The organism is Nonomuraea sp. NPDC052265, from assembly GCF_044547985.1.
Taxonomy (GTDB): Bacteria; Actinomycetota; Actinomycetes; order Streptosporangiales; family Streptosporangiaceae; genus Nonomuraea.
The window spans coordinates 239,085-265,337 of sequence record NZ_JBIUBJ010000008.1; the positions used below are offsets into that span (position 1 = coordinate 239,085).

Consider the following 26,253-nt stretch of genomic DNA (forward strand, 5'->3'; position numbering starts at 1 on the left):
GCGGTCCGAACGGGGGCCGCCCCGAAGGAGGGGGTCCGGGTGGAGGCTGCCCCGGCGGAGGTGGCGGCGGCATGGTCACGGCGTTCACCCTACGGGGCTAAAGCGACTCTGAGTAGTAAATCGCTGCCTGGACGCGGCTCTTCAGTCCCAGTTTGTTCAGAAGGCGGCTGACGTGCGTCTTCGTGGTGGCTTCGGCCATGTCGAGCTCTTTGGCGATCTCGGCGTTGGACAGGCCGCGGCCGATGCAGGCCAGCACCTCGCGTTCGCGCGGGGTCAGGGCCTCCGGGTCCGGGGGCACGCGGCGAGGCGACTGGTCGGCGAAGGCGGCGATCAGGCGTCTGGTGACGCCCGGCGCGATCATCCCCTCGCCGCCCGCCACCAGCCTTACCGCTTCCACCAAGGCGTCGGCCTCGGTGTTCTTGAGCAGGAAACCGGCCGCGCCCGCCCGGAGGGCGCCGAAGACGTACTCGTCGACGTCGAACGTCGTGAGGATCAGGACGTCGCTCACCCCTGCCAGTTCCCTGGTGGCGGAGATGCCGTCGAGGCGGGGCATGCGGATGTCCATGAGGACGACGTCAGGGCGCAGGTCGTGGGCCAGCCGGACCGCCTGCTCGCCGTCGGCGGCCTCACCGACGACCTCGATGTCGTCGGCGCCGTCCAGGATCATCACGATCCCGGCACGTACGGCCGCGTGATCGTCGGCCACCAACACCCTGATGCTCATACCTCACCCATCCCACCGCCACCACTCCTGAGACCCCATCCGTCACCGCTCCCGGAGCCCCCGCCATCACCATCCCTGACGCGCCCGCCGTCGCCGTTTCCAGGGCACTCGCCCTCGCCACTCCTGAGGTGTTCCCCGTCGCCGTTCCTGAAGCGTTCGCCATCACCATCTCTAGAGCGTCCACCGTCACCGTTTCCACGGCGCCCGCTGTCGCCGCTTCTAAGGCACTCGCCCTCGCCGTTCCTGGAGCGTCCGCCGTCTCCGCTCCTGGGCCGCTCGCCATCGTCACGCGCGCCCCCGTCCGCTGGCGCCAACGGCCCTCCGACCGCCAACCAACGCACCGCCCGCCCCTCCACGCCCCCTGCCCCTGTCGCCTGCACATCCGGACCCCGCCCGCTCGAAGCCCGCCCATCTGAAACCAGCTCACCCGAAGCACGGTCCGAAGCCCGCTCACTCAATGGACCGTCCCCCGAAGGACGCTCACCCGAAGCGCCACCACTCCAAGGGCGGCCACTCGAAGGACGTTCACTTGAAGGGCGGCCGTTTGAAGCGTGGCCGTTTGAAGCGTGGCCATTTGTAGTGTGGCCGTCAGGAGGACGGGCGTGGAGTGGCTGGGCGTCGAGCGACGTCGGGAAGGCCGCCGCGACCCGCCACCCGTCCCCCGACGGCCCTGCCTCGAAGAACCCTCCGACCAGCGAAGCCCGTTCACGCATGCCGATCAGCCCCGCCCCCGACCCCGGCAGCCGAGCGCCACGCCGGCCGGCCCGGTTCTCGATCGTCAAGAGGACCTCCCCCGGTTCGTACGCCAGCGAGACCACAACCGGCGCCTCCCCATGCTTGAGCGCGTTCGTCAGCCCTTCCTGAAGGATCCGATAACCAGCCAGATCCACCGAAGCCGGCACCTCACGCAACTCCCCGTCGACCCGCAGCTCAACCGCCATCCCAGCCCGCCGCGTACGCTCGACCAGGCTCTCCGCGTCAGCCAACCGCGGCCGGGTCGCCTCAAGCTCAGGCCCGTCCCCCTCGTGCCCGCCGTTGGCCTCCCGCAGCAGCCCGATCATGTCGCGCATCTCGGCCATCCCCTTGACGCTGTTCTCCCGTACGGACTCCATGACCTTGCGAACCGTCTCCCGATCCAGGTCCTTACGGGACAAAGCGGCCGTCGACTGGATGGCGATGGCACTGAAGTGGTTCGCGATCATGTCATGCAGCTCACGAGCCATCCGCGTACGCTCGGCCGCGATCGCCGCCTGCCGGTCGAGCTCGGCCAGATGCGCGACCTGCTCCGCCCGCGCCCGTTCCGCCGCCGCCCGGTCCCGCTGTTCCCGCAGCACCCAAGCCGTGGTGACCGGCGTGACCAGCACCAGCCCCGCCTGGATGCCCATGACGGCCAACAGCCTCCAGTCCGCCGCGATGAACGCCGCCACCGCCCCGCCCACCACGGCCAGCACCGTCGTGATCCCGAGCAGCCACCGAGCGAACCGCGCCGGCCCATAGAGCGCCGCGGCGTACAGATTGTCGGTGAACACCAGCACAGTCGCCAGCGACGGCCCGACCACCCCGTCGATCGTGACGCCCACCACGCCCAGCGCCAACGACCACAGCGGAGCCCGCTGCCGCAACAACACGGCCGAACAGGTGATCGCCAACGGCACCAGCAGGGCCCACACCGGCACGCCGCGCCGCACGTACGCACCGGCCAGGATCAGCAGCGCCCCCAGAACGAAGGCCAGCCCGGCCGCCACCTCGGGCCGCACCCGGCCCTTCTGCTGGCCGCCGGCCTCCCCGCGCGCCTCGAACGGCCTCAACCACCGCGAAATCGCCCGCGCCCCGGCGCCACCGCCCTTCACCGCCGCCCGTGTCATGTCCTCATCTCACCACTCCCGAAGGCCGCCGCCGTCCTCCGAGGGTCCGCCTGTGGATACACCTTTCGATGTATCCACAGGCTCGTTTTCGCCGACGATGTGCCAGGCCACGAACCCCGCCAAGCTGGAACATGTGATTGTCGCCATCCTCATCGGCTGCGAAATCGGCTTCTGGCTCCTCCTGGGTCTCGGCCTGGCCTGCCGCTACCTCTGGAAGCGCCGCCAGCTCAGCACGGCCCTCCTGCTCTGCGTCCCGCTCCTCGACGTGGTCCTCCTGGCCGCGGCGGTCGTGGACATGCGCGGCGGCGCCACGGCGGACCTGCGCCACGGCCTGGCGGCGGCCTACCTCGCCTACTCGATCGTCTTCGGCCACCGGACCATGCGCTGGGCCGACGCCCGCTTCCACCACCGCTTCGCCGGCGGCCCCCCACCCTGGAAGCCTCCGGCGGGCGGCATGGCCCGTACCCGCTACGAGTGGGTGTTCTGGCTGAAAACGGTCCTTGCGTACGGAATCTCCTGCCTTATCCTCTTCGGCCTCATCCTGCTCGTGAACGACCCCTCCCGCACACAAGCCCTGCTGGACTTCATGCTCAACCTGCTCAAGGTCCCCCTGATCGCCCTCCTCTGGCCGGTGAGCTACACGCTCTGGCCGAAGAAGGAGCAGTCGGCTCGCCAGTGATCGCGGTATTCGGTTCGATGCACCGCCCAGAACCCGCTATGCTTGCTTACGCAGCGAGCGGCCGTAGCTCAATGGATAGAGCATCTGACTACGGATCAGAAGGTTGGGGTTTCGAGTACCTCCGGCCGCACACATGCGAAAGGCCCGCAACCAGGGGTTCCTGGGAGCGGGCCTTTCTGTTTGTCAGGACAATCTCCGGATCTTGCTAACACCTCTGCTAACAGCGTGGCTCCCGCTGCTGCTTGATGTCCCTACAGAGGAAGCCGATCCGGCCGCCCGGCCCAGCAATCGCCCCGGGTCGCGAGAGCCACTGCGCGGCGTCGATCATGGACTGTCGGGGCAGCCGCTTGAGTCGCCTCGTGAGCGAGCGTTGAACGAGCAAGGGGCAGGAATGCGGCGGTCTGAGCGTCTTTGGCATCTCGTCCGGTCCTACGACATGGGCGAGTGGTTCATGTCCGCGTGGGTCGAGGGTCTCGAGGTGTGGGAGGCCGCTCGACGCCTGGGGTCATCGGTCGCGGAGGTGGATCACTCGATCCAGTGCACCTGGGCGAATGTCCTGCGTGGGCTGCCCTCTGATGATGATGCGGGGGTTGTCTGGGCAGGCCCGGTCACGGCGGATTGGACGCAGATCATTCAGGTGCGGGGGTTCCATTGCGACCAGGCTCTGCGAGATCTCTCCTACGGCGGGCGGGCGCTGAAGATCAGTTGGGACCTGAACGGGCCGCGCGATCTGGAGTACGCGGTCAACGGTGAATACGTTACGGGCCTCAGCGTCACCGTCCCCGGAGAGCGCTGGGGTAGCGATCCCCAGGCGCTCGACCACCACGCTCAGGGGTTGCAGTTCGACCTCGACGACTCCAGCTGGCAGAGCGATTCCGACCTGCGGCCGGGCTGGCTGGAGTACTGCGCGTGGGAGGAGGCCCGGCTTGAGAGAGGGCAGGACTACGGAGATGAAGACATCCCCGAGGGGTGGCAAGACTTCATTGCCCTGGCTCACAGCGGATACAGCCCGCCGATGGCGACCTGCCTCACGTCGGCCTTGACGCTTGTCGGCAGAGTGACGGGCAGGGAGATTGACAGGGAGTGGATGAACGGGACTCACACCCGCTACGTGATCCGCGACAAGCACAACGGCTGAGGGTCGATAGCCCGGCTCAGCAGAAGGCCCCTGGACAGGCATGCCGTCTCAGGGGCTCTTATGGACGGGCGCGTCTGCTACTCGTCCATTGCCTTGGTGAAGACTTCGGCGGCCGAGGCCTCCGCCGCACGGATCACGTGGGCGTAGACCCGGAGAGTGATCGATGGGTCAGCGTGGCCAAGGCGGGCCGCGACAACATGGACGGGGACGCCGGCCAAGAGCAGGGTCGTGGCATGGATGTGGCGTAGGTCGTGAAGCCGCGCGTGTGGCAACGGCGTACCGGGGTTCGCTTGGTTGTATCGCTTGATCAGGATCGGGAAGAGCGAGCTGAGCGTGTCGGGATGAACAGGCTCGCCCCATCCCGTGGTGAACACGTAGTCGCCGCCACCCCGCCACTCGGGGCCGAGTTGGAGCTTGTCCGCAGCTTGCTGGGAACGCTGCGCACGGAAGACCTGGACCGTCCGCGCGTCGAGGCTGACGACGCGCTTACGACCGCTCTTGGTGGTGCCCTCGACACGCTTGCCGTCGATGAACGAGGCCGAGCCGCGGATAGTGATCTGCTTGCCCTCAAGGTCGACATCGGACCAGCGCAGATGAAGTAGCTCGCCGCGCCGGGCACCCGTGTAGGCCGCGACGTGGAAGAAGGGCCAGAGGCGGTGGTCACGGGCAGCGAGGAGGAACGCCTTGAGCTGGTCCGTGGTCCAGACCGTGCCGGGCTCGCTGATCTCCCGTCGTGGGCGCTTGGCCTTTTCGACGGGGCTGGACGCCAGGATCTCATCGACGTTCACAGCGTCGCGGAAGGCCTTCCGAAGCACGGCGTGGACGTAATCGACCGTGCGTGCGGAGAGCGGCCTCCCATTCTTGCCGCCGCCGGCCCTCAGATCCCGGTACAGCTTGGTGATCGCGGTAGCCCGAACGGCCTGCAACCGCAGGGTGCCGATGTTGGGCTTGATGTATCGCTCGATGATGTGCCGGTAGTCGGCGAGGGTCTTGGGCTTGATCTCGACGGCGTGGGCCTCGATCCACTCATCGAGGTACTCGCGGACGGTGATCGTATTGCGGTCGACATACTCGCCACGGCGGGCCTTGACCCGTGCTTCGTCACGAGCGGCCTTGGCATCGTCCTCGCAGGTGAAGCCGCCAACCCATCGCGGCTTGCTCTCCCCTGTCTCAGGGTCGCGGACCCTGATCACGTACGACCAGGTGGTGCCGCGCTTCATGACGCCGTCACGAAGCTTGGGTGCCTTCTTCTTGCGCGGCTGCTCGTCCGGCGTGCCGATGAAGGTCTTGGTCATACGGCAACCTCCTCCCTGGTCAGGCGGGTGATGTAGTCGTTAAGGGCCGTGATGGGGATGCGGCGAGAGCCGTCGATGCGGATGGAAGCGACGGCGCCGGTAGCGAGCAGTTGGTAGAGCTTGCTTCGTGAGATGGCCAGGGCTTCGGCGGCTTCGGGAACAGTGAGAAGGAGTCGGGTCATGAATGGCCTCCCGAAGAGGTGCCGGTGATGGCTGCGGCGAGAAGCGCGTCGCCGGCCGATTGGCCCTGCCCGGCGTACTCCCAGTGGGCGACGACGAGGATGGTGTCCTCGTCGAACAGGGGCAGGCGTCCGTGCGTGACCTCTTCGGTGAGAACGAAGCGTTCTCTCGCTGCCCGGAGTTCGCCGAGGGTGGTGGAGTAGTGGCGGCTCTTGGTGGAGAAGTGGCCGCGGAAGCCGAGCATGTGGGCCCAGTGGGTGAGCCGTAGGTCGGCCAGGTCGGCGTTCTCGCCAAGGCGCATGCAGGCGGCGATCAGCCGGCGGGCGTGGTCTCGAACGGGGAGGGCGTCGAGATTGTCGAGTGGCTGGATACGCCGGTCCAGAGTGCCGACGCACTCGGCGGCCTTGGTGGCGTACTTGGCGATGTAGGCGGCGACGGCCTGTTCGGTGAGGTCGCCGTCCATGGTGATGCGGCGGACGTCGAGTTGCGTGCCCCATCGGAACGTCCGGCCCAATGGCTTGATCTCGGCGGTCACGACGGCTGCCGCGTGCTGGACAGCTTCGGCCAGGGTGTCGGCGGTGGCCCATGCCGGTGGCGGCGAGTTGGGGCCGTCGGGTCCGTCGAGGCGGATGACGGCGTGGAAGTGGACGACGCCGCGACGCTGATACTCGGCGACCTTGGCGAAGGCGATGGTCACCTGTTCGCGTAGGGCTTTGATGGTCAGGCCGTTGAGGCGGGCGAAGCGGCGGCGTAGGGCGAGGGTGAAGCGGCGCCAGAGTTCGGGGCTGATGGCGTTGAACAGGACTGAGCCGTCGTAGTCGTAGCAGTCGGGGCACAGCGGTTCGCCGAGGCGCGGGTCGTCGGTGCTGTGCCGGTCGGTGCAGGACAGGACGCGTCCGTGCGGGCAGGTCTGGGCGTTGCGGCGGGCATGGCAGGGCTGGACCTTGCCGTTCTTCTCCCGGCGGGTGTGGACACTCCCGAAGGAGGGTGCGGTGAGGGTGACGAACAGGCACGGGTGCGAGCTGACCGTCTCGGGGACGCCCTTGCCGCCGATGAGGCCGGCGCGGACGAGCTGGTAGGTGTCGGCGCGGTAGACCTCGGCGCAGGCCGGGCAGCGGGAGGCGCGGCGAGTCTTGCACGGCACGCGCAGGACACCACCCGGTTCGCGGTTGGTGCTGTAGCGGTGGAGCAGCTGGCCGGTGGCCTGGTCGAAGTGCTCGACCTTGCCACGCAGATGGATGGGCTGGCGGCAGCCGCCAGTGCGCTTAATCTGGTGCGCCCAGCGGTCGTAGTCGGGTTGGTGGAGCCGGTCGATCATTCCGGCGAGGGCGTGGCTGTGGGCAAGGTGGGGCAAGATGGGTTCCGTCCTATCCAGTGACGCTGGTGTGGATGGCCCCCGGCCTGGCGCGGATCTTGGCGGATGTGTGGCCAGGCGGGGGGCGCTGCGCGTTTATGCGCCGTGGTTGTCGATGCCGCTGCCGTGGCAGTCGGCGCAGGTCTGGTCGTCGGTGATGCCGGTGCCGTTGCAGGTGCAGCAGCAATAGCGCGGGATCGGGATGGTCACCGGTTGTCCCGAGGGACGATGCGGACGTACACGCGGTACTTACGTGGGTGAGCGCGGTCCGGGTAAGCCCGGGACATCGCGGTGACCGTGAAGACCTCACGCAGATGGATCAGACCGAGGGTGATCTCCGCGCGGTTTCCTTCGAGGCGGATACGCATGTTGGTGAGCTCCTAGGTCTCGTCGTGCTGGATGGATTCGCGGTAGCTGTTCACGGCGTCGTGGCGCGCTTGGGCGGCGGCGAGGATGGCCACGGCCCGGTATTCGACCGGGCCGAAGTGCACGGAGGTCGCGTAGTGGCCGTACGGCGAGTTGTCGAATTCGATGGGTGAGCCGATCCGGGCGGCGATCTGGTCGATCTCGGCGCGCATGTCCTCGTCGGCCTCGTGGCCTGAGAAGTAGTGAAGGGTCGGGTCGGGCGGGGCCGGTACGTCGGGGTGGGTCTCCAGGAAGATGGCCAGGTTGAGCAGGCCGTTGATCAGTTCTCGGCGGTAGTCGCGCATGACGTTCCTCTCAAGGGATCTCTGGTGTGGTCCGCAGGGTGCGGAGCAGGGCTGAGGCGAGTTGGTCGGACACGCCCAGGCGGGCGCGCAGCAGGTCACAGGTGATGGGCTTGCCGTGCTTGGCCTGGTGTTCTGCGGCCACGCGACGGGCGTAGTCGACGAGGGCTGGTGCGGGAGCGGGACCGTCGTCGTCAGCGGGGACGAGCGCGGGACGGTTCTCGTACGAGACGGCTTGGGACATCTCGGGGACGGACGGGGACGCTTCTGCCCAGGACGAGGACGGCTGTAGGACGTCCTGGGACGGTTCGGTACGGGCAGTAGTGGCGCGACGCTCGAGCATGGAGACCGCGACGAGGAAGGCGCCGGCCGGAGTGGCCGCAGTGATCCAGCCCCAGACGGTCGGGGCAGCTTGTTGCAGGTTCGCGGCCAGGGACAGAACGACGCCACCGGACAGGACGAGGACGGGCCAGGAGACGAGACCGCGCCGAGCCTTACCTGTCTTCTTGTCGCGCTGGCGTTCCCGGGCAGCCATGACACAGGTGAGGTCGATGCAGACCGCGATGGCCCACGCCATCCAGCCCTGCTGGCCGTTCTCGGTGGCGGTGTCGCGGATGTGGGTGAAGGATCCAGCTCCGGCGATGAGGGCCAGGACGACGACGGGGCCGGTGTCGAGCAGCCAGGCGGCGAAGCGTCGCATCTTGTTCCTCCTCTCCGGCGAGTCACGCGGTTCGGGAGTCGGGTGTCTGGTGAGGTTGTGCGGCCAGGACCTCCGCCCACGTCGGTGCTCTGTCGGCGTAAGTACGTGCGGCGTGTTCGGCGGCTTGCTCGCTGACGTAGAAGGACCGGGCCCGGTACCACTGGCCGTCCTGACCGGCGACGATGGCGACGCCCGGCGTCTCGGCGGCGATGGCGCGAGCCGAGTCGAGCGCCGCCGGGTCGAGATCGCCGAGGGTCATGGTGGCGGTCTCGGGATCGTTCACCCGGTGGCAGATCCGTCCGGAGCACTGAGCCCGAAGGGCGGTGACACCGGGACCGAGGTCAGAGCCGATGCGCTGACCGCAGCAGAACAGATAAATGCCGAACGCTCGCCCGAGCTGCGCAACCCGGAGCAGCGCGGTCGAGGTCTTGGCGATCTCGTCCTTCTCCGACTTGTCGGCCATCAGGTAGAGCTCGGCCAACTCGTCGACCAGGACCACGACTGGGACCGGACGCATGCCCGGCGGGAGCTGCCAGATGTTGCGGGCCGAGGCCATCCGGCACAAGCCCATCCGGTCGGTCATGAGCTCCACCAGGTCATCGAGCAGCCCGCCGCACTCGGCGCGGCTCGTAGCCAGCGCGGACAACCGCGGCGCGTACGGCGTGAACTCGACTCCGCCTTTGAGATCGAAACCGACCAGGGCGACCGGTTGCGGTGCCAGGCCGACGATGAGCGCGTTGGCCAGGTTGGACTTGCCGGACTGGGTGGCGCCGGCGTTCAGCCAGTGCGGGACCGTCCGGAAATCGACGGTCCAGGGCTTGCCGGTTTCCAGCCGACCGACGGTGACCTTGAGCAGTTCCGTCGAGGGCGGCAGGTCATCAACCTGGACCAGCGGATCGCGCAGGGTGACGGCGATCCGTACTCGCCCCGGTTTGTCAGAGGAGACGCGCACGGCGTGCACGCCCCAGGAGTGCGCCAGCCGTTCGGCGGCGTCGGAGTAGTCGGCCGGGATCTGGCCTTCCAGGGTGTGCAGCGTGACCCGCCAGCCGTAACGAGTCGGCAGCGGCAGCCACATGAACGGCTTGGTGTCCACGGCGACGCGCTGGAACTTGCGCCGGACGCGGACGACGCCGGTCGAGGCCACCATCCCGGGAACGGTGGTGAACCAGAACCGCTGCCGCTTCTTGGTCAGCCCGCAGCCGAGGGCGACCTTGCGCCAGGACGCCCGAATGCTGATCGCGGTCAGCGGATAGCCGACGACGAGCCAGAACGACGGGTGGTGCCAGCGGCGCCAGGCCCAGAGCCCGGCCGCGCCAGCGGCCAGGACTCCGAGCAGGGTGTAGAGCTGATCAGACACTGGCGGCCTCCTGCTGCGGGAGCAGGGCGGCGGCCCGGTAGGCGATCCCCCAACGGCCGGCGATCTCCCAGACGTAACCGAGAAGGCCGACCGCGTTGACGGCGTCGCCGGCCTTGATGGGCGGTTCACCGCTGATACCGATCTTCACGAGTTCGATCCGGCCGAACTCGTCCTCTACCGACACGGTCACCTCGTAGACGGTGTTGCCGTTCTTGTCGGTCTTGATCTCTCCGGTGTCCTTGTTGAGCAGCCGCGGGCGCGGCGCCTTCACGCAGGTGATCGCGAGCTTGCTGGTGTCCACAGGGATGGGGACGGTGCGCATGGCGTGAGTTCCTTACGTAGTGGCGTTGTGACTCTTAGTATTCATGGAACACTTGGCGTTCTAAGTTGTCAAGGGATTCCACGAAGACTTGGTTGGCATGTCGTGCGGGGTGTGCTGAAGTAGAGGCCAGACGACCTCACGGAAGGCGCGGCATGGTCGAGAAGAGCGGTCGCCCCGGCTACCTCCAGATAGCGGACGACCTTCGTACGCAGATCAGAACGGGCTCACTCGCGCCCGGCGCTGCGCTGCCTTCGACCGCGCAGCTCGGCCAGCGCTACGACGTGTCCGCCAGCGTGGTCAAGGCCGCGATCAGCGTGCTCCGCACCGAGGGGCTGATCGTCGGCCAGCAGGGCAAGGGCGTGTTCGTACGGGAGGGCGCGGCGGAGTCGCTCCAAGAGCCGGCCTCGTCGGACGTCATGGACCAGCTCTCTCAGATGCGGAGCACTCTGGAGACTCTCGGCGAGCGGATCGCCGACCTGGAGAAGGCCGTGTTCCAAGAGCGGAAGCGATCTCGCTGACCCGACAGGCCAACTCCTCCATCTCCGACCGAATGGCCTGAAGTTCGGCCAGAATTCGCTCGTTTGCGGTCACTCTCGGCACCCCATTTCTGGTGGTTCGTAATCCCCTGCGGGATGCCGTTAGTTCATCGCGTATCGCCGCTGTTGAGTATCACGGAGCGTTAGCTAAGCTTCTGCATTACTGCCTGCACGGCGGTTACACATGCGCTTACACACGCCCGCCCTCCAAGCGCGCAAAAGGATGCGATGAAGACAATTCACCGCCCCGGATGGCAACCTCTGCTGCTGCGCCAGTACCGCGAAGCACACGGACTCACCCTCGAAGCCGCAGGTGACCAGCTACGCCAGGTCGCCGCACGGCACGGGCTCACCGCGCCGGCCGCGAATTTCCAGACACTCTGGGCACACGAACAGGGATCGGTATATCCCGGGCCTCACTACCGACGAGCCTATTGCCTCCTATACCAGGCAAACGAACCCACACTGGGTTTCCGGCTGCCGCTTCCCGGCGAAATACCCGGAGTGGAAAATTCCATCTCGGATTTGCCCCAGCCCACCGACCCCGCCGTGGACAACGCCGCCGCCGAGGTGATCGAACAGGCCCTCGTCAAAGTTTCGGGTGCTCCCACCAACGGCGAGCAGAACGCCCTCCTCAACCGAGTCGTGGATGCCTGGCGACGCCGCCACGGCCAGGGCAGCCCCAAGCCCATCCTCACCCTTGTCGGCGGCTACGCCGGATCCGGGAAGACAGAGTTCTCCCGCTTCCTGTCCGACATCACCGGCTGGGCCTTCCTGGACAAGGACTCCCTGACCCGCCCCATGGTCGAGCGCCTTCTGATCTCCCTCGGCGGCGACCCCCACGACCGGCACACAGAGCTGTACCTGCGCGAGGTCCGCCCACTGGAGTACCGGTGCCTGATGGAGACCGCGTTCGACAACCTCAAAGTCGGCACCTCAGCCATCCTCGCGGCACCGTTCATCGCCGAACTCCAAGACCCCGACTGGATCTCCCGCCTCACCAACCGGTGCGCGGCCAAGGGCATCGACGTGGCCGCGGTCTGGGTGCGCTGCGACGCCGACTCCATGCGCGAGTACATCGAGTTCCGCGGTGCGCCCCGAGACTCCTGGAAACTCGCCAACTGGCAGACGTACGTCAACGGCCTCAACTCCGAGACCAGCCCGCCCACCGCCCACATCACCGTCGACAACCGCCTCGGCGCCGCCATCAGCCTTGCCGACCAGACCCGCGAGACGCTGAAGCGGATCCTCACATGAGGGGCATCGTCCTGTACGGGCCACCCGCCAGCGGCAAGAGCACGATCACCGCCGCCCTCAGCCGACTCGACCCGCGGTTCGCCCTGGTACGCAAGCTCAAGGCCGGCAACCAGCGCGGCACAGAGTACGACTTCGTCACCGTCGAGGAGCTGGCCAGGCTGCGAGCCGCCGGCCGCCTCCTCCTGGAGACGCGCCGCTACGGCAACACCTACGCCATCGACCGCCACCAGATCGACGTACTGGTTTCCACCGGCCAGGTACCGATCGTCCATCTGGGCACCATCGCCGACATCCGCCGGCTGACCGAGGCAATAGCCTGGCTGGTCGTCCTGCTGTGGGTACCGCGGGCGGTCTGCGAAGAACGCTCGCGACAGCGCCTCGACGTCGACACACCACAGCGCTTGGCAGCATGGGACGAGGCATTCGCCGACCTGCACACCCACGGCGAGATCACGTTCCATCACCGATACCGAACCGAGCTGATCGCGCCGGAGGAGATAGCGCAGCAAATCGCAAGCGCCTACTACGGCCGCGAAGTGGTGCCGATGGATCAACGCGCGTAACCAGTGAGGATCTGCATCCACAGCTGCCGGGCAGCCCGAGCAGACATCCATTCAGTCTGAACGACGCGCGGACGGCCGTCCCGTGACAAGCGTCGGATGAAAGACAACCCGCCGGCCGAGCACAGCTCGTACATCGGAGGCATGCAGGTGCACGTGTGCTCATGGACCCTGATCCGATCGCATCGCCGCACAACGTCTTGCCAGGCCACTTGAAGCACATCCTCCTGAGGAACTGCCAAGTGATGGCTGTGATGGTCGAAGCGCCACGACGGTACGGTCATACCTCGGCCCCCGACTGCGCCTGCGCGAGAAGCAGCCTGACGAAGGTCTCCAGGTCATCCGCGCTCACCGTCTGCTGCATCCCAGCGTCAACCTCTTTGTCGCTGAGCCGTACGCCGCTCCGGCTCCCATAGAAGGCGCCTGCGTCGCTCTGGAAGAAGGACCAGCCGGGAAAGCAGGCGCGAAGCGCTACAAGGCAGTAACTCTTGGTTGCCATGCCATGAGCGTAGAAGTCACAGGCGGAGCCTGTCTACCCCTAGGGATACCGAGGGATAGCGATAGGTCCCTATAGGCGAGTGACGACCCTTGAAGTCCCCTTTCTACGCTTGGGCCTCGTGATCGAATTCGAGCCGGATCGCCCTCGCTGGCAGCAGGTCGCCGATGTCCTCCGCGGACGCATCAGCAGCGGCGAATACCCGCCAAAGTACCTCGTCTCGGAAGTCCGCCTCGTCCAAGAGTTCGGCGTTGCCCGCGACACCATCCGCAAGGCCATCCGCCAGCTACGCGACGAAGGGCTGATCTACACCGTGCCGAACCTCGGCAGCTTCGTCAGCCCACCCGGCGAAGCCGAATCCGCGAAGAGCTGAGTCACAAGACCCGGATGAAGTAGTCTCCCGAGCCGTGACCAGCAGGATCGACTACTACAACGACCCCGACGCGCCGCCGCCCAACAGCCTCGTTCCCTCAGTCAACGTGGTCGTCACCGACGAGGCCGGCGCCCTCCTGCTGATCCACCGCAGCGACAACGACAACTGGGCTCTTCCCGGGGGCGCCATAGACCTCGGCGAGTCCATCCCAGCCGCAGCCGTACGCGAGACGCTGGAAGAGACCGGCGTGACCTGCGAGATCACCGGGATCGTCGGCACGTACAGCGACCCCAGGCACGTCATCCTCTACACCAGCAACGGGGAAGCGCGGCAAGAGTTCTCCATCGTGCTCACGGCACGCCCGACTGGTGGCGAACCGACTCCGAGCTCAGAGTCCCGCGAGGTCCGATGGGTAGCACCGCGAGACATCGAGAGCTACCGGATGGATCGGTCAATGCGCATGCGCATCAACCACTACCTACAAGCAGCCGGCCCACACATCGGTTGAGAGCCGGGCAGCTCAGCAAGCAGCCATAAGAGCCCCAGGTCACACCATGATTGCCGTGTCAGATCTCAGGACCCGTGCGACAGATCCGGCTCGGGAGGTGGGTGACACTCCGGCTAGATGATCTATCGTTCTTCTGCGGCTGAGAGTAAGGCCAACCGCCATTGCTTTCCAGAGGGGGATGATCGTGACGGAAGACGAGGTGGAGTCGCTCACCACGGCGTGGCGAACGCGGTGGGGCAGAAGCCCGATCGCCTACCAGCTCCGCGGCTGGCATGCCGACCGCTGGGTCCGCTTCCACAGTCTTCCCGAGTCCAAGCGGTATGCCGATACCGAAGACGAGTACGAGATCATCCTTGATCGTCATCACCGGGTGATTGACGAGCTCGGGGCGCAGGAAGGTCTCTACGTGATCGCCGTCTACTTCGAGGACGAGGAGGGGAGGATCTCACCCGATCCGCGTCATCCGGGCGCCGTCCCATGGCTGACGATCGAGCCTGGCGGCGACTCGCCATTCGACGTCGCAGCGAGGCTCTATGTCAGCATGACCTCCTTCGACCGGCAGACTTTGGATCCGCTGCTGCGGGGCGTGGCCGACGAGGAACTGATCGACGTGATCATCGCTCCTTTGGATCTCCGGTGGCTCTACCACCCCTACGACGGCGGAGCCGACATCATCGCCCCCACCGCCCACGACCGTGACGTCTTGAAGAGCCGCCACGCAGACTGGCTGTCAACGCACTCAGCCGGACTGTAGAGGCAAGCCGCGGTCGCATTCACGATCCCGCAAGCACCTCGGCACGTCTGGTGTGATCTTCTGTCAGCGCTGGGGCTTGCGGACTTTGAATCGGGCGATTGGCTTGGTGGTGGTGCGAGCGACCTCGGCGATGATCTGACCGGCGTAGGTGATGCGGAAGGTTCCGCCGGTATCCTCGATGGTCACCGTTGCTCCGGCGTGGCCGATGCCGACGCGAATGCGCTGTCCGGCGATGGAGAGCTGGCCGCGGCTGCTGACGCGCCGCTGCACGCGGATCGGTTCGACCGCCGGTTGGAGTTCGGGCCCGGCAGGGCGGGCGTCCCGGAGGCGGGCCATCTCGTTGCTGGTGAGGGGATTGGGCAGGGTGCGCAGCAGCGTGTTTCCCTCGGTCAGGGGCAGCACGGCACCGTCGATGCGGACGGACAGCCGGCGTCCCGCGAACTGGTAGCCGACCGAGTACTGCCGGCCGCCGAGGGCGACCAGGCCGCTGGCGTTGATGGTCCGGTCGAGCTCGACTACCTCACCGGTGCCGGGGCGGGACGGTTTGGCTGCTGGCCGGATAGGGGTGCCGCCCTCTGCGATCAGCTGCCGCAGGTGCCGAGGGTGAGCCGGGACGGGACTTTCTTGATCCTGACCCCGGCAGCCAGCAGTTCAACGGTGCCTGCATCGGCCCGCAGCGTGATCGTCAGTCCGGCCCGGTGGGTGCCTGCTGTCCGCAGACGGCCAAGTTGCCCGAGGCGGGCACGACGCGGGTGAATTCCACGGCCAGGTCGACCACGTCGGTCCCGTCAGCCGACAGCACCAGCTGTGCTGCCTCGGCCTGCGCCGGCGGCATCACCACTGGCTCAGTCTGAGGTTCGGGCTCGGGATCGGATGGCGGATCGGGGAGGGCGTGCAGGGCCGATGGCAGCCGCAGCGGCAAGTGGGCACCATGGCGAGGCTGGAACCGGTCGGCGGGGCGGTCCATGTCGAGCGACTGGTGGGGTCGGCGGGTGTTGTAGTCGTCGACGAAGGCGTCCAGGACCTGCTGGGCATGCTCGATGCTGGTGAACGGGCCGTGGTCATCCAGCAGTTCCCGCCTCAGCGTCTGATGGAAGCGCTCCACCTTGCCGGTGGTGGTGGGCGAGTGGGGGCGGGTCAGCCGGTGCGTGATGCCGTTCTCACGGCAGATCCGATCGAACATCACCTCCCCGCCGCGACCGAACCGGGCGGTGAACTGCTTGCCATTGTCCGTGAGCAGCTCATCCAGGATTCCGTATCGGCTCAACGCCGCGGCGAGGGCCAGGCACACGGCCCGGCCGGTGGGGCGGGCCACCACGGTGGCGGCGACGTAGTAGCGGGAATGGTCGTCGACCCCGGTGACGACCTTGCACTCGGTGCCATCGGCTAGCGTGATCCCGCCGACGATGTCCATCTGCCACAGCTGCATCGACTCGGAGCGCTGCCAGCGTTTGTAGTCCTCCCTCCGCCGGCCTCTTGGGGTGACCTGCATCAGGCCGTGGCGCACCAGCACCCGGTGCACCGTCGCCCGGGACGGCACCGGCCCGGGGCAGCCTCGGCGGGTCAGTTCCCATACCAGCCGGCGGGCGCCCCAGCGAGGGTGGTTACGCCGCAGCTCGCAGATCAGCGCCTCCACCTCGGCCGGAGTCCGGGTCGGTGACGTGCGAGGGCGGGATGAACAGTCCGACAGCCCGGCCAGGCCCTGATCGCGGTATCGGCCCAGCCATCGATGCACCGCTTGACGTGAGACACCGAACCTGCGGGCGACGTCGGTGACACTCGCCCCGGATAACACCTGCAGCACGGCTTGGTACCGCTGCTCAACCACGCTCAACTCCACCAACACTCGGCGAAGTGTTACGCACGTCCTGAGCACGATGTGTCACGCAGGTCATGAGACCCGACACACCATGATTGCCGGTGGATGAGAACTTTCTCCACGGTTTTAAAGGCGGTCCGCTTCGCGTCCCGCCGCGCGTGGACGGTCGTCGGCCGCGCTGCGGCTCTTCGGCCGGTCGCGACCGCCGCCGCCCACGCGCTGAGGGTCACCAAGCAGCAGCTCCAGGGCAAGAAAGCTTCCGGCAGCCATTGTGATCTGTCCGTATGGCTGCCGCGCGGCTTCCGTTCCTCGGGCCTGGCGGCCCTGCGGTACGGGTCCACTTGCCATCGAATGAAGGGGTGAACCGCGACTCACACTCCCGTGGGACGGAAGCTCTGCGCGAACGCTCCGGCAACTCGTGGTAGGTCCGGGATACGCCCAGACACCCGAGCCCGCTCGAAATCGTCGCTAACGGCAGAGTCGAGACGTCAAGAGACTCAGCGGCCGGAGACATATGGGCAGCGGCGGGAACGAGGATCACCTCCCCCGCCCCCGGTTGGCCACGGTAACGAATGGACCCGCACAAATCGCTCTAGGGGCCGACCTCTATCGTCCTAAAGAGCATGACGCTGCTGGCGACCTACTCGTCATAGCCTGCTTCGCGTTGCGCGAGGACATCGAGCGCCAGTTGCCAGAGGGTGCCTTCCCCCTTAATCGCCCAACGAGAAGGTCCTTGAACCGCAACCGGCCGCACCTCGGGATCCCAGCCCGCTCTGTTCCAGATCTCCGTCACCAGGCCTGTCGGCGAATACTTCTTGCCATCAACGGCCCAGACGAGTGGCTTGGAGCGATCGTTGGTCCATGCCGCCTGGCCTCGGCGAGAATCTTCAGCCAGCCAACGCTCAATAGCCTCACGCTCAGGCTTGGTGGCACACTCGAACGACAGGATGGTGCCTTCTTGGATTCGTCCAGCATCCACGAGGGTGGGGACCGCGTTCGGTCGTCTCGGGCGCTTCGGGCGGGGTGCGGGCTTGTAGTCGGCCGGCAGGTCGGGGACGAGTGCGGTATCCGCCACATGGGCTACAACTAGATCGACGAGCTGTACGCAGCGCGAAGGGTTCATGATCGTGCTGCTGATAAAGGACGTGACTCCAAACTCGGAGTCGATCGCAGCGATCAACCAGGTCAGAATGGCAGCAACCAGGTCCGGGATTCTCGCGAGAACCGACGTGAGGTCATAGTCGGGCGTCTCGATGCCTTCTAGATCAATGCATCTGAACACGATGTGAGTGACCAGAAAATCTGCCTGATCAGCCACAGACCGGGCGCGTCCTGTCCATTGGATCTTGGCATCTTGGAGTGCCGCGCCTACAGCCCTCATGATGACGGCGGAGTGCCAGATCTGGAAGGCGCTGGGCGCCGGCTTGAACAGGAGCGCGTATGTTTCGGCTTCCCACAGGAGATCCGTGCTTCGCTTCGCTCGAATGGCTAGGTCGACCTTGCGGTGTGCGCACGCCAGCGCGGTCGCCGCCTGCACGACAGAACAGCCGGCCTCGGGGAGCGGATCAGGCTCACCCCGCCGGAATGTATAGGTCTTGTCAAGCGAGAGGGCGAAGTCCTCGCGGATCTCGACCTGCGCTGGATCCAGCGCGACGACAAGGTCCCTCTGCTCAACACGATTCTGAACATTCGTCGCCCGTGTGACGGAGTTGTCGAAACCCTCTGGGCAGTTACCCGTGCTGACGACCTTGACGGCGACATACGCCTCCGCGACCTGGTCAGGATTCCTACGCGCGGCCTCTGCGATGGCCGCCACAGTTTGGGCACCGTTGACCACACTCGCGCCATCCATGAGCACCTCGGCAGGACCCTTGTGACTCAGGCTCCACGCCTTCCGGTCGACACGATCGCACAGGACAGTGATCCCGTTGTTGAAGTACCAGAAGTCGTCAGGGCTGGTGAGGAGAGTGTTCACCAGTTCGTAATTCACCGCGGTGAGACCCAGCGAGCGCCGGATGTTCTTCGAGAAGAGCCGATCTCCATTCGCCTCGTACCACTGCGCGATTTCGACAGCCGACACCCGCCCCTGGTATGCGTCGTAGGGCTCGCCGATGCGGAGCCATTCGTCCATGTGAGCGCTCAGATGGATCGGCGGCTCCGCGAGCCCGTCTCGCACGGCTTCCCAAACGCGCTGGAGCGACCAAACCTCATGGCCGAGCTTCTTGTCGAAGCCGACGTTGAACTCATCCTCTAGGGCGTGGAAGCGTTCCAACACCGCTGCGGACAGAGCCCCCTCACCCATGAGCACGACCACAAGCGTGATACGGCCTCGCGGATCTGCGAGAACCGCCTTGACCTGCTCCGCATGTGCCTCAAACCGCTCGTTGAACCGCTCGAACTTCTGCTGGTCGATCGAGGTGAGCCCATCCCAGAACGCACGGGCGTCGTCGATGCCGAAGCCTGCGGTTCCCTTGTCCTTCCACTTGCTCTGGATCAGGAGCAAATGCAGGCCGTTGTCCGTGAAGGCGATCGCGTCGATGCCAACATCGTTTGCGCCGTCAATGACGGCTTCAGCGGCTTGCTCTGGCGTGAGATCGGCACGTCGCCGGGCAACGAAGGCCGCCAAAGCCCGGCTGAGGAACTTCCGCTCGAACTCCTCGGGCGCCATCTTCGTCGAGTCGGCCATGTGGATCAGGCCATCGAACTCCTTGTGCAGCGCGTCTGCGACGTGCCGGACTCGTAATGGCATCCCGCCTGGCTTGGCCATGATTCCCCCTCGTCGGAACGTGACAAAGAGATCATGCCATCGGCGGGGCACATATCCAGACCATCCGGATGTTTATCCCCAGACATCTCGACCCATAGCCGCGAGGGCGGCTACCAACCCTTCCCAGCAGGTATCGACAAGGATTCGGCTATTTTCCGGATCTGCTCCAGAGCAGTCTCAAGGTCAGCGGCAATGGAGTTGGCGATCTCGTGTGGCGACAACTCCTCCTCGAGGTCAGCCGACGTGTCCTTGAGCCAGGAGATGTCGAGGTTGACTTTGTCCCGCGCCAAGAGCTGTTCGTACGTGAACGGCTTGAAGCGCTCGGTTTCGACACGCTCCTCACGGTCCTTGCCTGGCAGGTAGGCGTTGACGAACTCCTGAAGGTGCTCGCGACGGAGTGGGCGCTGCTTGAGCGTGAAGCGTTCGCCGGTGCGGAAGTCGTACACCCAGAGCTTCTTGGTCCACGGCTCAGCCGCCGGGCGCTTCCGCTCGAAGAACAGCACGTTGGCCTTGACGCCGCCTGCGTAGAAGATCCCGGTGGGGAGACGCAGCATGGTGTGCATGTCGTAGTCCTTGAGCAGTTCCCGGCGAATCTTCTCCCCGGCGCCCCCCTCGAACAGGACGTTGTCAGGCAGGACCACCGCCGCCCGGCCGCCGATCTTCATTAGCTTGGCGATGTGCTGGACGAAGTTGAGTTGCTTGTTCTTCGTCTTCACCCAGAAGTCGCGATCAGAGTAGATCGCCTCGTCCTTGATGATCTTGCCGTTCTCATCTACCACGTTGATGGCCGTCTTCTGCCCGAATGGCGGATTGGCCAGAACCAAAGTCGCGTGGACTGTCGGCTCGTTAACTAGAGCATCGCCGACCTTGATGATCTCGTAGTGCTCGTCTGGCACCACCCCATGCGTCAGCATGTTCATCGCCGCGAGACGGGCGGTCGCCCGCACCAACTCAACCCCGTGGAACGCCAGCCCCTTCGTTACCCGATTCCGCTGGTCCGGGTTGAGCGCTTCCATCCGGAACTCTCGGCGGATGTACTCGTTGGCCAGCAGCAGGAAGCCGCCTGTTCCGCACGAAGGATCAACGATCATGTCGTCCGGGGTAGGCTGCATGACGTCCACCATGGCCTGGATCAACGGCCTCGGCGTGAAGTACTGGCCGGCACCAGATTTGACGTCGCTCGCGCTGCGCGACAAGAGCTCCTCGTACGCGTCGCCCTTGACGTCTACGCCTTCCCGGGACCAGTGAATCTTACCGATCAGCTCCTTGATCAGGCGCTCCAGCAGCGAGGTCGTCTGGATCCTGTTCTGCGCACCCGCGAAGATCAGGCCGAACATCCCCTTGCGCTTACCGAGTTCGCGCAGCAGATGCTCGTAGTACTCCTTGAGGTCTGGACCCTTCTTGCTAGCCAAGAGGTCCCAGCTGATCCCCACGGGGAGAATCGGCGGTGGTGTGGGCAGCTTACGCCGCTCCGCCTTCTCTTTGGCCTTCTTCTCCTTCTCGTCCATCATCTTGAGGAAGAGAAGGAATGTGAGCTGTTCGACATAGTCGATCGCGGGCACTCCGGCATCCCTGAGGACATCGCAGTAGCTCCACAGCTTGTCCACCAGCGCTCGGGTATGCGCCGCCGCTTCCGCAGAATTCGGATCGACCACATCCACCTGCGTCACGACGACACCTCTTCCTGCTCGAACAGACTCTCTTGTGCCCCGGCCGGTACAACCCCTCCAGAACCAGGCGGGAGTGAAACTCTCTTAGCTTCGATACGGCTTGCGCCATGCCTTCGACGGCTGCCGGCCTTCGCCGCTGCAGCGCGCTCCGCCCGAATCCGATCAAGTAACACATCGGCTGGCTCGTCGTCGGCGGCTTGCTCAACCAATCGACCTTCAAATGCATCAGTGACCAATCTCTGACGCAAACTCGTCAGCTGAATCCGTGTCCTCTCGACCAATGCTTCTGAGGTCTCGATCATGCCGAGGAGCAACTCAGCCCTCTCTACAAGAGCTTCCTGAAGCTCTGAAGGGGGCACTGGGACAGGAAACAGTTTCAACTTGGACAAGCTGATGGAGGCTAGGTTCACGCTCTGCTTGCCATTACGCTCGAACCAGCCTCGGCCGAAGCTGTTGGCGTGCCAGGCCAGCAGTTTCGGATGCAGGATGCCGTCAAGGACACGTGCTCGGAATACGTGGTTCTGGTGGATGCAGTGGTCAATCTGTTCTTCCCAGATCCAGCCGCGGCCCAGCTTGTCTCGATCGCCACCCTCGTTGAGAAGGACGTCGCCAGCCTGGAGAGCAAGCTGTTCCGCCTTCGCGGCGGGGACCCTGATACAGGCAATGTCTCGAAGATCAAGCTTCATTCGCTGAACATTGGCTACTCGCAGATAGGGCACCAAGGGCAACGCCACGTCCATCTGCTTCTTGGTGTCCTTTGTCACCCCGCCGACAAGATCGGCAATAGTCCCTAGTCGTACCCAGCGCCAGTCTTGGGGGATGGAAGGAAGGTCGCCATCGACGACGCCTGCGGAATCAGGCTCAATTGCCTCGTCGACGACCTCGATGCCAAGAAGACGCCCTGTGCACACCGCCCCCAACACAAATTCGCGCAAACCAGCAAGGCGAATCGCGGCTGAGCTGAGTAGAGCAGCCACTTCCTCAAGCTCGACAAGCCGAGCCTTCAGGTCCAAGACGATGCGCTTCTGCTCTGCCAGCGGCGGAACAAGCATCTCGACGGCGCTAAGCGCCTGCTGCGAGATATTTCGAAGCGAGTTTGTGCCTGATGCCTCAGCCGAGATTTGTGCCCTTACTTCGGGAGAAGCAAGCGCTTGCAGTAGCCAATGTCGATCCACCCACGTAGAGGGGATCAAGCGAAGACTCTTGTCGCTCAGCAGCAGCCGAGGGCGACAATCTCCAACCATGACGGGCGCACCAACGTATTCTCGTGTGCCGCTTGCCCGGCTAACCAGAATGTCGCCAGGCTTGATCTCATTGGCCGGATCGACCGATTGGTGGGCTGGTACCGCCTTATTCTCCTCTTCGCGGAACGCCCCGTACGTCATCGCGCTGACCTTGATTACGCCCCACTCATTCTTCTCAGCGGGTCGTGGTTCGCAGGTGAAAGATTTTCCCGCCTCGATGCGGAGCAGGAGATCGCCCAAGGTGGCGCAAGCCCAGCCGGAAGGCAGGTCTGTCATGCGGTGAGTTCCTTCGTCAGGTCGTCCAGAAGTGCTGTGGCGCGGTCGCCGAACGCATCGTAGAAGGCGTCCTCACCCCCGCGTGAGTCGAACGGCGCACAATCCAGCGTGTCATCGGCAATCTCGGCGCTACCAATGACGATCTCGCACAGTCGGTCCAAGAACCACTTCTGCATCGGCGAGAACTTCCCCTCAGCCGACTCGTGACGAGTCAGCCAAGCAGCATAGCGCTCCTCAACGACCGTACGGAACGGCTTCAGCTCGGAGTCCAGTCCAAGCTCGTAGCGCAGGATCGAGACCAGGTCCGTGGGCTTCGCCTCATGCCCACGCGTTCCCATCGGAGTGCCTGACGCCTCGTAACAAGTCCACAGTCGAGTCACGTTGCCGACCTTGGGAAGCCGCTCGATCCGATTGGTCAGGTCCGTCACTTCCGCCCAGGACAACTTGGCAGAGCCGCCACCCTCGACGGCTCGAATAAGCGTGATCGAATCATGGTGCTCCGCCAGATAGGCGCGGAACGACTCAACCGTCTGCTGCGCCAGCTGCTCCCTGGTGAAGATTACGGTGTGCGTGACCTCGTCCTGGCTGATCTCGTCAATCGTCTGATCATGCTTGGTCCGGATCTCCGCGATACGCTCGCGCAGCTCAGGGTTGTCGGCCAGGGGCTGAACAGCCTGGCGTAGCCGTTCACTCACGGCGCCCTGCCCGCCCTCATCAGCCAACAGGGTGAGCGTCTGGGTGTCCACCGCCGAGGCGAGGCGCCGTACCAGGTCGCGTAGCGAAGTCCCCTGTCCAACAGCAGCCAGCTCGTCACGCTCAACGTCGCTGATCTGCCGATCCAGAGCATCCAGCCGAGATGCCAAGGTTGCGGTCTGGTTCTCGTCCAGACCCATGCGGGCGGCGCGTGCCAACAGTTGGCGAAGGCTGAGCCGGTTATCGGGGTCGCGGTTGAGCGGGGTGGCATCGACCAGCGGGTGATCGGTGACGCCGACCGCGTCCACAATGACGAACCGGTCCTTACGGAGCACCTTTTCGTCAGGAGTGACCGCCTGGAAGTCATCCGGGTCGATCGTCCGGCTGCCGCGGCCTTTCATCTGCTCGAAATAGATCGGGCTCTTCACGCTGCGCATGAAGAACACGCACTCCAAGGGCTTAACGTCAGTCCCCGTCGCGATCATGTCCACGGTGACCGCGATGCGCATCTCCGAGGTGGTCCGAAAGCGACGCAGGAGCTCCTTTGGGTCGTTGCCGGCCGCCTTGGAGCGATAGGTGATCTTCGCGCAGAAGTCGTTGCCCTTACCGAAGACCTCACGCACCATCTGCACGATGTCATCAGCGTGGGAGTCGTCCTTGGCGAAGATCAGCGTCTTAGGCACCGAGGTGGTGTACTGCTCAAAGAGTGCGGGCAACACGCGATCCCGGTAGGCGGTGATCACCGTGCGGATCTGATCACGGGCGACAACAGACCGGCCGATCTCCTCGGCCCCGTACGTGAGGTCCTCATCGAGCTCTTCGTACCACTGCTGCCTCGTACGGCGGTCGCGGCGCGGCACCACCGTACGGGTGCCCTCCTCATCCAGCCCCGGAATGGTCGAGCCCGACTCGCCGATCTTCGTCTTAACCCGAAACACCGCGAAGTCGACGTTGACCTTGTCTTGCACCGACTCGTCGTAGGTGTACTCGCTGACCGGCTCGCCGAAGAAGGCTCGCGATTGCACGCTCGGCGTGGCGGTCAGGCCGATCACCGGGGCGTCGAAGTAGGACAGGACCGCCCGCCAGCGGCCGAAGATCGAGCGGTGGCACTCGTCTACCACAATCAGGTCGAAAGCCTCTGGTGGAAGCCCCTCGTTGTAGACGGCGTCGACCGGGGCCGGCGGCTCGAACTCGTCGATAGCCTCATCATCGGCATCCCCCGCGGGGAGCGGCTGGCCGGACAGCGCCCGGTACAGCCGCTGAATCGTCGTGACGACCACGCTTGCCGAATCCAGCACCGTGCCTGAGGACAGGCGCTGAACGGTGTAGTCCTCGCCCAGGGTCTGCCCGCTGTTGGTGACATAGCGGGCGAATTCTCCTGCTGCCTGATCGCCTAGGTTGTTACGATCCACGAGGAACAAGACACGCTGGGCTCCACCGTACTCAAAGAGCCGGTAGGCCAGCGAAACCGCTGTGAAGGTCTTGCCAGCGCCCGTAGCCATCTGCACCATCGCCCGGCGGTGGCCGCTGCTCAGATGGCCTTCCGTGTTTTGAATTGCCGTCGCCTGGGCGGGACGCAGACTCGACTCATCCAGCGTGGGCATGGCCTGAAGCCGAGCGCGGAAGGTCGGAGCCTCAGGATTGTCGTCGGCCTCGGCCATCCAACGGGCGAGTGTCTCAGGCCGGTGGAAGGAGAACACTTCGCGCGAGGCGGCGTCCGGGTCGAGCCTGAAGGTGAAGCGGGTCTCGATGCCGGTGCTTTCGTAGCGGAATGGCAGCGGCTCGTCGCGCCGCCACACTGCCATCCGGTAATCACCAGGAATCGCGCCAGCGTAGTCGCCCGACTGCCATTCCACGCCGATGAGCGAGGTGCCCTCACGCTTGGCCTCGATAACGCCGACAAGCTTGCGGTCGACGAACAGGACGTAGTCTGCGCGCTTGCGCCCAACAGGGAACTCACGCACCGCGATCCCGCGCCCGGCGGAGTGGTCGATCTGGTCCAGGTCCTGGACGACCCAGCCGGATTCAGCGAGAGCCTGGTCGATCTTCGTACGGGTCTGAGCCTCGGTCAGCGGCGCGGCCCGCCGTGCCCGCTGAGCAATGACCTCCCGCTGGCTAGGCCGTACCTTGACCGGCTCGCGCCCCTCGAACTCCTTGCGGAGGTCTTGGAGCTGCTTCTCCAGCGCCAACACCTGATCCGCCGCCGTCTGGCGCTCCGCGCGTGCCTTGGCGAGCCCGGCCTCGGCTTGCTGACGTGCCTCAGCCTCGGCCTGCTGACGCGTTAGGGTGCCGTCCATCGCGAGCTTGGCGTCAGCCAGCTCGTTCTTCAGCCGCTCCAGTTCGGCGGCGAGGTCTGGGGTGGTGATGGCGGCCGGCGGTTGGGGTGGTACGAACGCGACCAGTTCGCGTTCACCACTGATGGCGCGGTGTAGTAGCAATCCAAGTTTGAAGCAGCGCTCCAGACAGCGCAGGGCGCTGGCGGCCTCTGCCATGTGCCGGTGCACCGCGGCGTTGCCGGTCTTGCGGATCTCGTGCAGGGTGGAAGCGACACCTGGGGTGATCACATCTGCGCGGCTCAGCGCCCGGATCTGATCGACCAGGTCAGTTCCCTCAACGGGGATCCCCGTTGCCCGCACCAGCACCGAGGCGAAGACTTCGATGAACTGCCGGCACTTAACCAGCGCGCCGTTCGGGTCGCTGAAAACGATCGACTCCGCGCCAGCGCCATAGGCCACAAGCAGCGATTCATGCTGCAGGAGGAAGCCAAAGTTCGCCGAATGCTCCGCGAGAACCCGCAAGCGGGGATCAACCGCCACCCGTACACCCTCCGTCCGGCCCATCTCCATAAGTGTGCCCGACACACATCGGGCGACTAGCAATAAAACGCGCATCTCGTGCCCGCAAGATAGGGCACAATCTGATCACGGGTTCTCCCGTGTCGCCATGGGCATAACTGCCCAGCTGGAGCAGCCACCCCCG

Annotated in this window: 23 protein-coding genes, 1 tRNA gene and 1 pseudogene; 9 read left to right on the forward strand and 16 right to left on the reverse strand. The window is 65.4% G+C overall.

Annotation, left to right across the window (positions count from 1 at the left end):
* Positions 1 to 97 precede the first annotated feature (97 nt).
* Together ACIHAD_RS24975 and ACIHAD_RS24980 are read right to left on the reverse strand one after the other, a co-directional pair.
* Positions 98 to 724, reverse strand: a complete 627-nt coding sequence (locus tag ACIHAD_RS24975; RefSeq protein ID WP_397357021.1) for a response regulator — start codon at positions 722 to 724, stop codon at positions 98 to 100.
* Positions 721 to 2,589, reverse strand: coding sequence for a histidine kinase (locus ACIHAD_RS24980; RefSeq protein WP_397357022.1), 1,869 nt, complete (start codon positions 2,587 to 2,589; stop codon positions 721 to 723). Before ACIHAD_RS24980 ends, ACIHAD_RS24975 begins: the two co-directional genes overlap by 4 nt.
* 133 nt (positions 2,590 to 2,722) lie before the next feature.
* On the opposite strand from ACIHAD_RS24980, the gene ACIHAD_RS24985 reads away from it, so the two are divergent.
* The 3 genes from ACIHAD_RS24985 (at position 2,723) to ACIHAD_RS24995 (ending at position 4,406) form a co-directional block, all read left to right on the forward strand.
* Positions 2,723 to 3,268 carry a hypothetical protein gene (locus tag ACIHAD_RS24985; protein WP_397357023.1) on the forward strand — a complete coding sequence of 182 codons (546 nt, stop codon included), beginning with the start codon at positions 2,723 to 2,725 and terminating at the stop codon, positions 3,266 to 3,268.
* Positions 3,269 to 3,325: 57 nt separating this feature from the next.
* Positions 3,326 to 3,398: transfer RNA gene (locus ACIHAD_RS24990), tRNA-Arg, on the forward strand.
* Positions 3,399 to 3,704: 306 nt separating this feature from the next.
* Positions 3,705 to 4,406: a DUF6461 domain-containing protein gene (locus ACIHAD_RS24995; RefSeq protein WP_397357024.1), complete on the forward strand. Its 702-nt coding sequence runs from the start codon at positions 3,705 to 3,707 to the stop codon at positions 4,404 to 4,406.
* A 77-nt stretch (positions 4,407 to 4,483) separates the two neighbouring features.
* On the opposite strand, the gene ACIHAD_RS25000 is transcribed toward ACIHAD_RS24995, so the two are convergent.
* From ACIHAD_RS25000 to ACIHAD_RS25035, 8 genes are all read right to left on the reverse strand, one after another.
* Positions 4,484 to 5,701 carry a tyrosine-type recombinase/integrase gene (locus ACIHAD_RS25000; protein WP_397357025.1) on the reverse strand — a complete coding sequence of 406 codons (1,218 nt, stop codon included), beginning with the start codon at positions 5,699 to 5,701 and terminating at the stop codon, positions 4,484 to 4,486.
* Positions 5,698 to 5,883: a helix-turn-helix domain-containing protein gene (locus tag ACIHAD_RS25005; RefSeq protein WP_397357026.1), complete on the reverse strand. Its 186-nt coding sequence runs from the start codon at positions 5,881 to 5,883 to the stop codon at positions 5,698 to 5,700. Before ACIHAD_RS25005 ends, ACIHAD_RS25000 begins: the two co-directional genes overlap by 4 nt.
* Positions 5,880 to 7,199: a replication initiator gene (locus tag ACIHAD_RS25010; protein ID WP_397357027.1), complete on the reverse strand. Its 1,320-nt coding sequence runs from the start codon at positions 7,197 to 7,199 to the stop codon at positions 5,880 to 5,882. The genes ACIHAD_RS25005 and ACIHAD_RS25010 overlap by 4 nt, the downstream gene beginning before the upstream one ends.
* A 242-nt stretch (positions 7,200 to 7,441) precedes the next feature.
* On the reverse strand, positions 7,442 to 7,603 hold the full coding sequence (locus ACIHAD_RS25015) for a hypothetical protein (protein ID WP_357696279.1): 162 nt from the start codon (positions 7,601 to 7,603) through the stop codon (positions 7,442 to 7,444).
* 12 nt (positions 7,604 to 7,615) lie between these two features.
* Complete coding sequence (locus ACIHAD_RS25020; RefSeq protein ID WP_397357028.1) at positions 7,616 to 7,945, reverse strand: hypothetical protein; 330 nt, start codon at positions 7,943 to 7,945, stop codon at positions 7,616 to 7,618.
* A gap of 10 nt (positions 7,946 to 7,955) precedes the next feature.
* Positions 7,956 to 8,642 carry a DUF2637 domain-containing protein gene (locus tag ACIHAD_RS25025; protein ID WP_397357029.1) on the reverse strand — a complete coding sequence of 229 codons (687 nt, stop codon included), beginning with the start codon at positions 8,640 to 8,642 and terminating at the stop codon, positions 7,956 to 7,958.
* Positions 8,643 to 8,664: 22 nt separating this feature from the next.
* Entirely contained in the window at positions 8,665 to 9,999 is a 1,335-nt protein-coding gene (locus ACIHAD_RS25030) for an FtsK/SpoIIIE domain-containing protein (RefSeq protein WP_397357030.1), read from the reverse strand.
* Positions 9,992 to 10,321: a hypothetical protein gene (locus tag ACIHAD_RS25035; protein WP_357696286.1), complete on the reverse strand. Its 330-nt coding sequence runs from the start codon at positions 10,319 to 10,321 to the stop codon at positions 9,992 to 9,994. Before ACIHAD_RS25035 ends, ACIHAD_RS25030 begins: the two co-directional genes overlap by 8 nt.
* Positions 10,322 to 10,473: 152 nt before the next feature.
* Here ACIHAD_RS25035 and ACIHAD_RS25040 point away from each other — a divergent pair, with 152 nt between their 5' ends.
* From ACIHAD_RS25040 to ACIHAD_RS25050, 3 genes are all read left to right on the forward strand, one after another.
* Positions 10,474 to 10,839: a GntR family transcriptional regulator gene (locus tag ACIHAD_RS25040; protein ID WP_397357031.1), complete on the forward strand. Its 366-nt coding sequence runs from the start codon at positions 10,474 to 10,476 to the stop codon at positions 10,837 to 10,839.
* 543 nt (positions 10,840 to 11,382) lie between these two features.
* Entirely contained in the window at positions 11,383 to 12,114 is a 732-nt protein-coding gene (locus ACIHAD_RS25045) for an AAA family ATPase (RefSeq protein ID WP_397357032.1), read from the forward strand.
* Positions 12,111 to 12,677 (forward strand): guanylate kinase, encoded by a 567-nt coding sequence (locus tag ACIHAD_RS25050; RefSeq protein ID WP_397357033.1) that lies wholly within the window; start codon positions 12,111 to 12,113, stop codon positions 12,675 to 12,677. Before ACIHAD_RS25045 ends, ACIHAD_RS25050 begins: the two co-directional genes overlap by 4 nt.
* A gap of 277 nt (positions 12,678 to 12,954) precedes the next feature.
* Here the strand turns inward: ACIHAD_RS25050 and ACIHAD_RS25055 are convergent, their stop codons facing one another.
* On the reverse strand, positions 12,955 to 13,173 hold the full coding sequence (locus tag ACIHAD_RS25055) for a hypothetical protein (protein ID WP_397357034.1): 219 nt from the start codon (positions 13,171 to 13,173) through the stop codon (positions 12,955 to 12,957).
* 118 nt (positions 13,174 to 13,291) lie between these two features.
* On the opposite strand from ACIHAD_RS25055, the gene ACIHAD_RS25060 reads away from it, so the two are divergent.
* The 3 genes from ACIHAD_RS25060 to ACIHAD_RS25070 all read left to right on the forward strand — a co-directional run bounded on the left by ACIHAD_RS25060 (position 13,292) and on the right by ACIHAD_RS25070 (position 14,805).
* Entirely contained in the window at positions 13,292 to 13,543 is a 252-nt protein-coding gene (locus ACIHAD_RS25060; protein ID WP_397357035.1) for a GntR family transcriptional regulator, read from the forward strand.
* 34 nt (positions 13,544 to 13,577) lie between these two features.
* Complete coding sequence (locus ACIHAD_RS25065; RefSeq protein ID WP_397357036.1) at positions 13,578 to 14,051, forward strand: NUDIX hydrolase; 474 nt, start codon at positions 13,578 to 13,580, stop codon at positions 14,049 to 14,051.
* 184 nt (positions 14,052 to 14,235) lie between these two features.
* Positions 14,236 to 14,805, forward strand: coding sequence for a hypothetical protein (locus tag ACIHAD_RS25070; protein WP_397357037.1), 570 nt, complete (start codon positions 14,236 to 14,238; stop codon positions 14,803 to 14,805).
* A gap of 63 nt (positions 14,806 to 14,868) precedes the next feature.
* Here the strand turns inward: ACIHAD_RS25070 and ACIHAD_RS25075 are convergent.
* The 5 genes and pseudogenes from ACIHAD_RS25075 to ACIHAD_RS25095 all read right to left on the reverse strand — a co-directional run bounded on the left by ACIHAD_RS25075 (position 14,869) and on the right by ACIHAD_RS25095 (position 26,090).
* Positions 14,869 to 16,639, reverse strand: a pseudogene (locus ACIHAD_RS25075) (IS481 family transposase).
* Between the two features lie 625 nt (positions 16,640 to 17,264).
* Positions 17,265 to 19,391 carry an AIPR family protein gene (locus ACIHAD_RS25080; RefSeq protein WP_397357038.1) on the reverse strand — a complete coding sequence of 709 codons (2,127 nt, stop codon included), beginning with the start codon at positions 19,389 to 19,391 and terminating at the stop codon, positions 17,265 to 17,267.
* Between the two features lie 110 nt (positions 19,392 to 19,501).
* On the reverse strand, positions 19,502 to 21,061 hold the full coding sequence (locus ACIHAD_RS25085; protein WP_397357039.1) for an N-6 DNA methylase: 1,560 nt from the start codon (positions 21,059 to 21,061) through the stop codon (positions 19,502 to 19,504).
* The gene (locus tag ACIHAD_RS25090) at positions 21,058 to 22,581 is read right to left on the reverse strand and encodes a hypothetical protein (protein ID WP_397357040.1); all 1,524 of its coding nucleotides are present in this window, start codon (positions 22,579 to 22,581) and stop codon (positions 21,058 to 21,060) included. Before ACIHAD_RS25090 ends, ACIHAD_RS25085 begins: the two co-directional genes overlap by 4 nt.
* Positions 22,578 to 26,090 (reverse strand): DEAD/DEAH box helicase family protein, encoded by a 3,513-nt coding sequence (locus ACIHAD_RS25095; protein ID WP_397357041.1) that lies wholly within the window; start codon positions 26,088 to 26,090, stop codon positions 22,578 to 22,580. Before ACIHAD_RS25095 ends, ACIHAD_RS25090 begins: the two co-directional genes overlap by 4 nt.
* Positions 26,091 to 26,253: the final 163 nt, after the last annotated feature.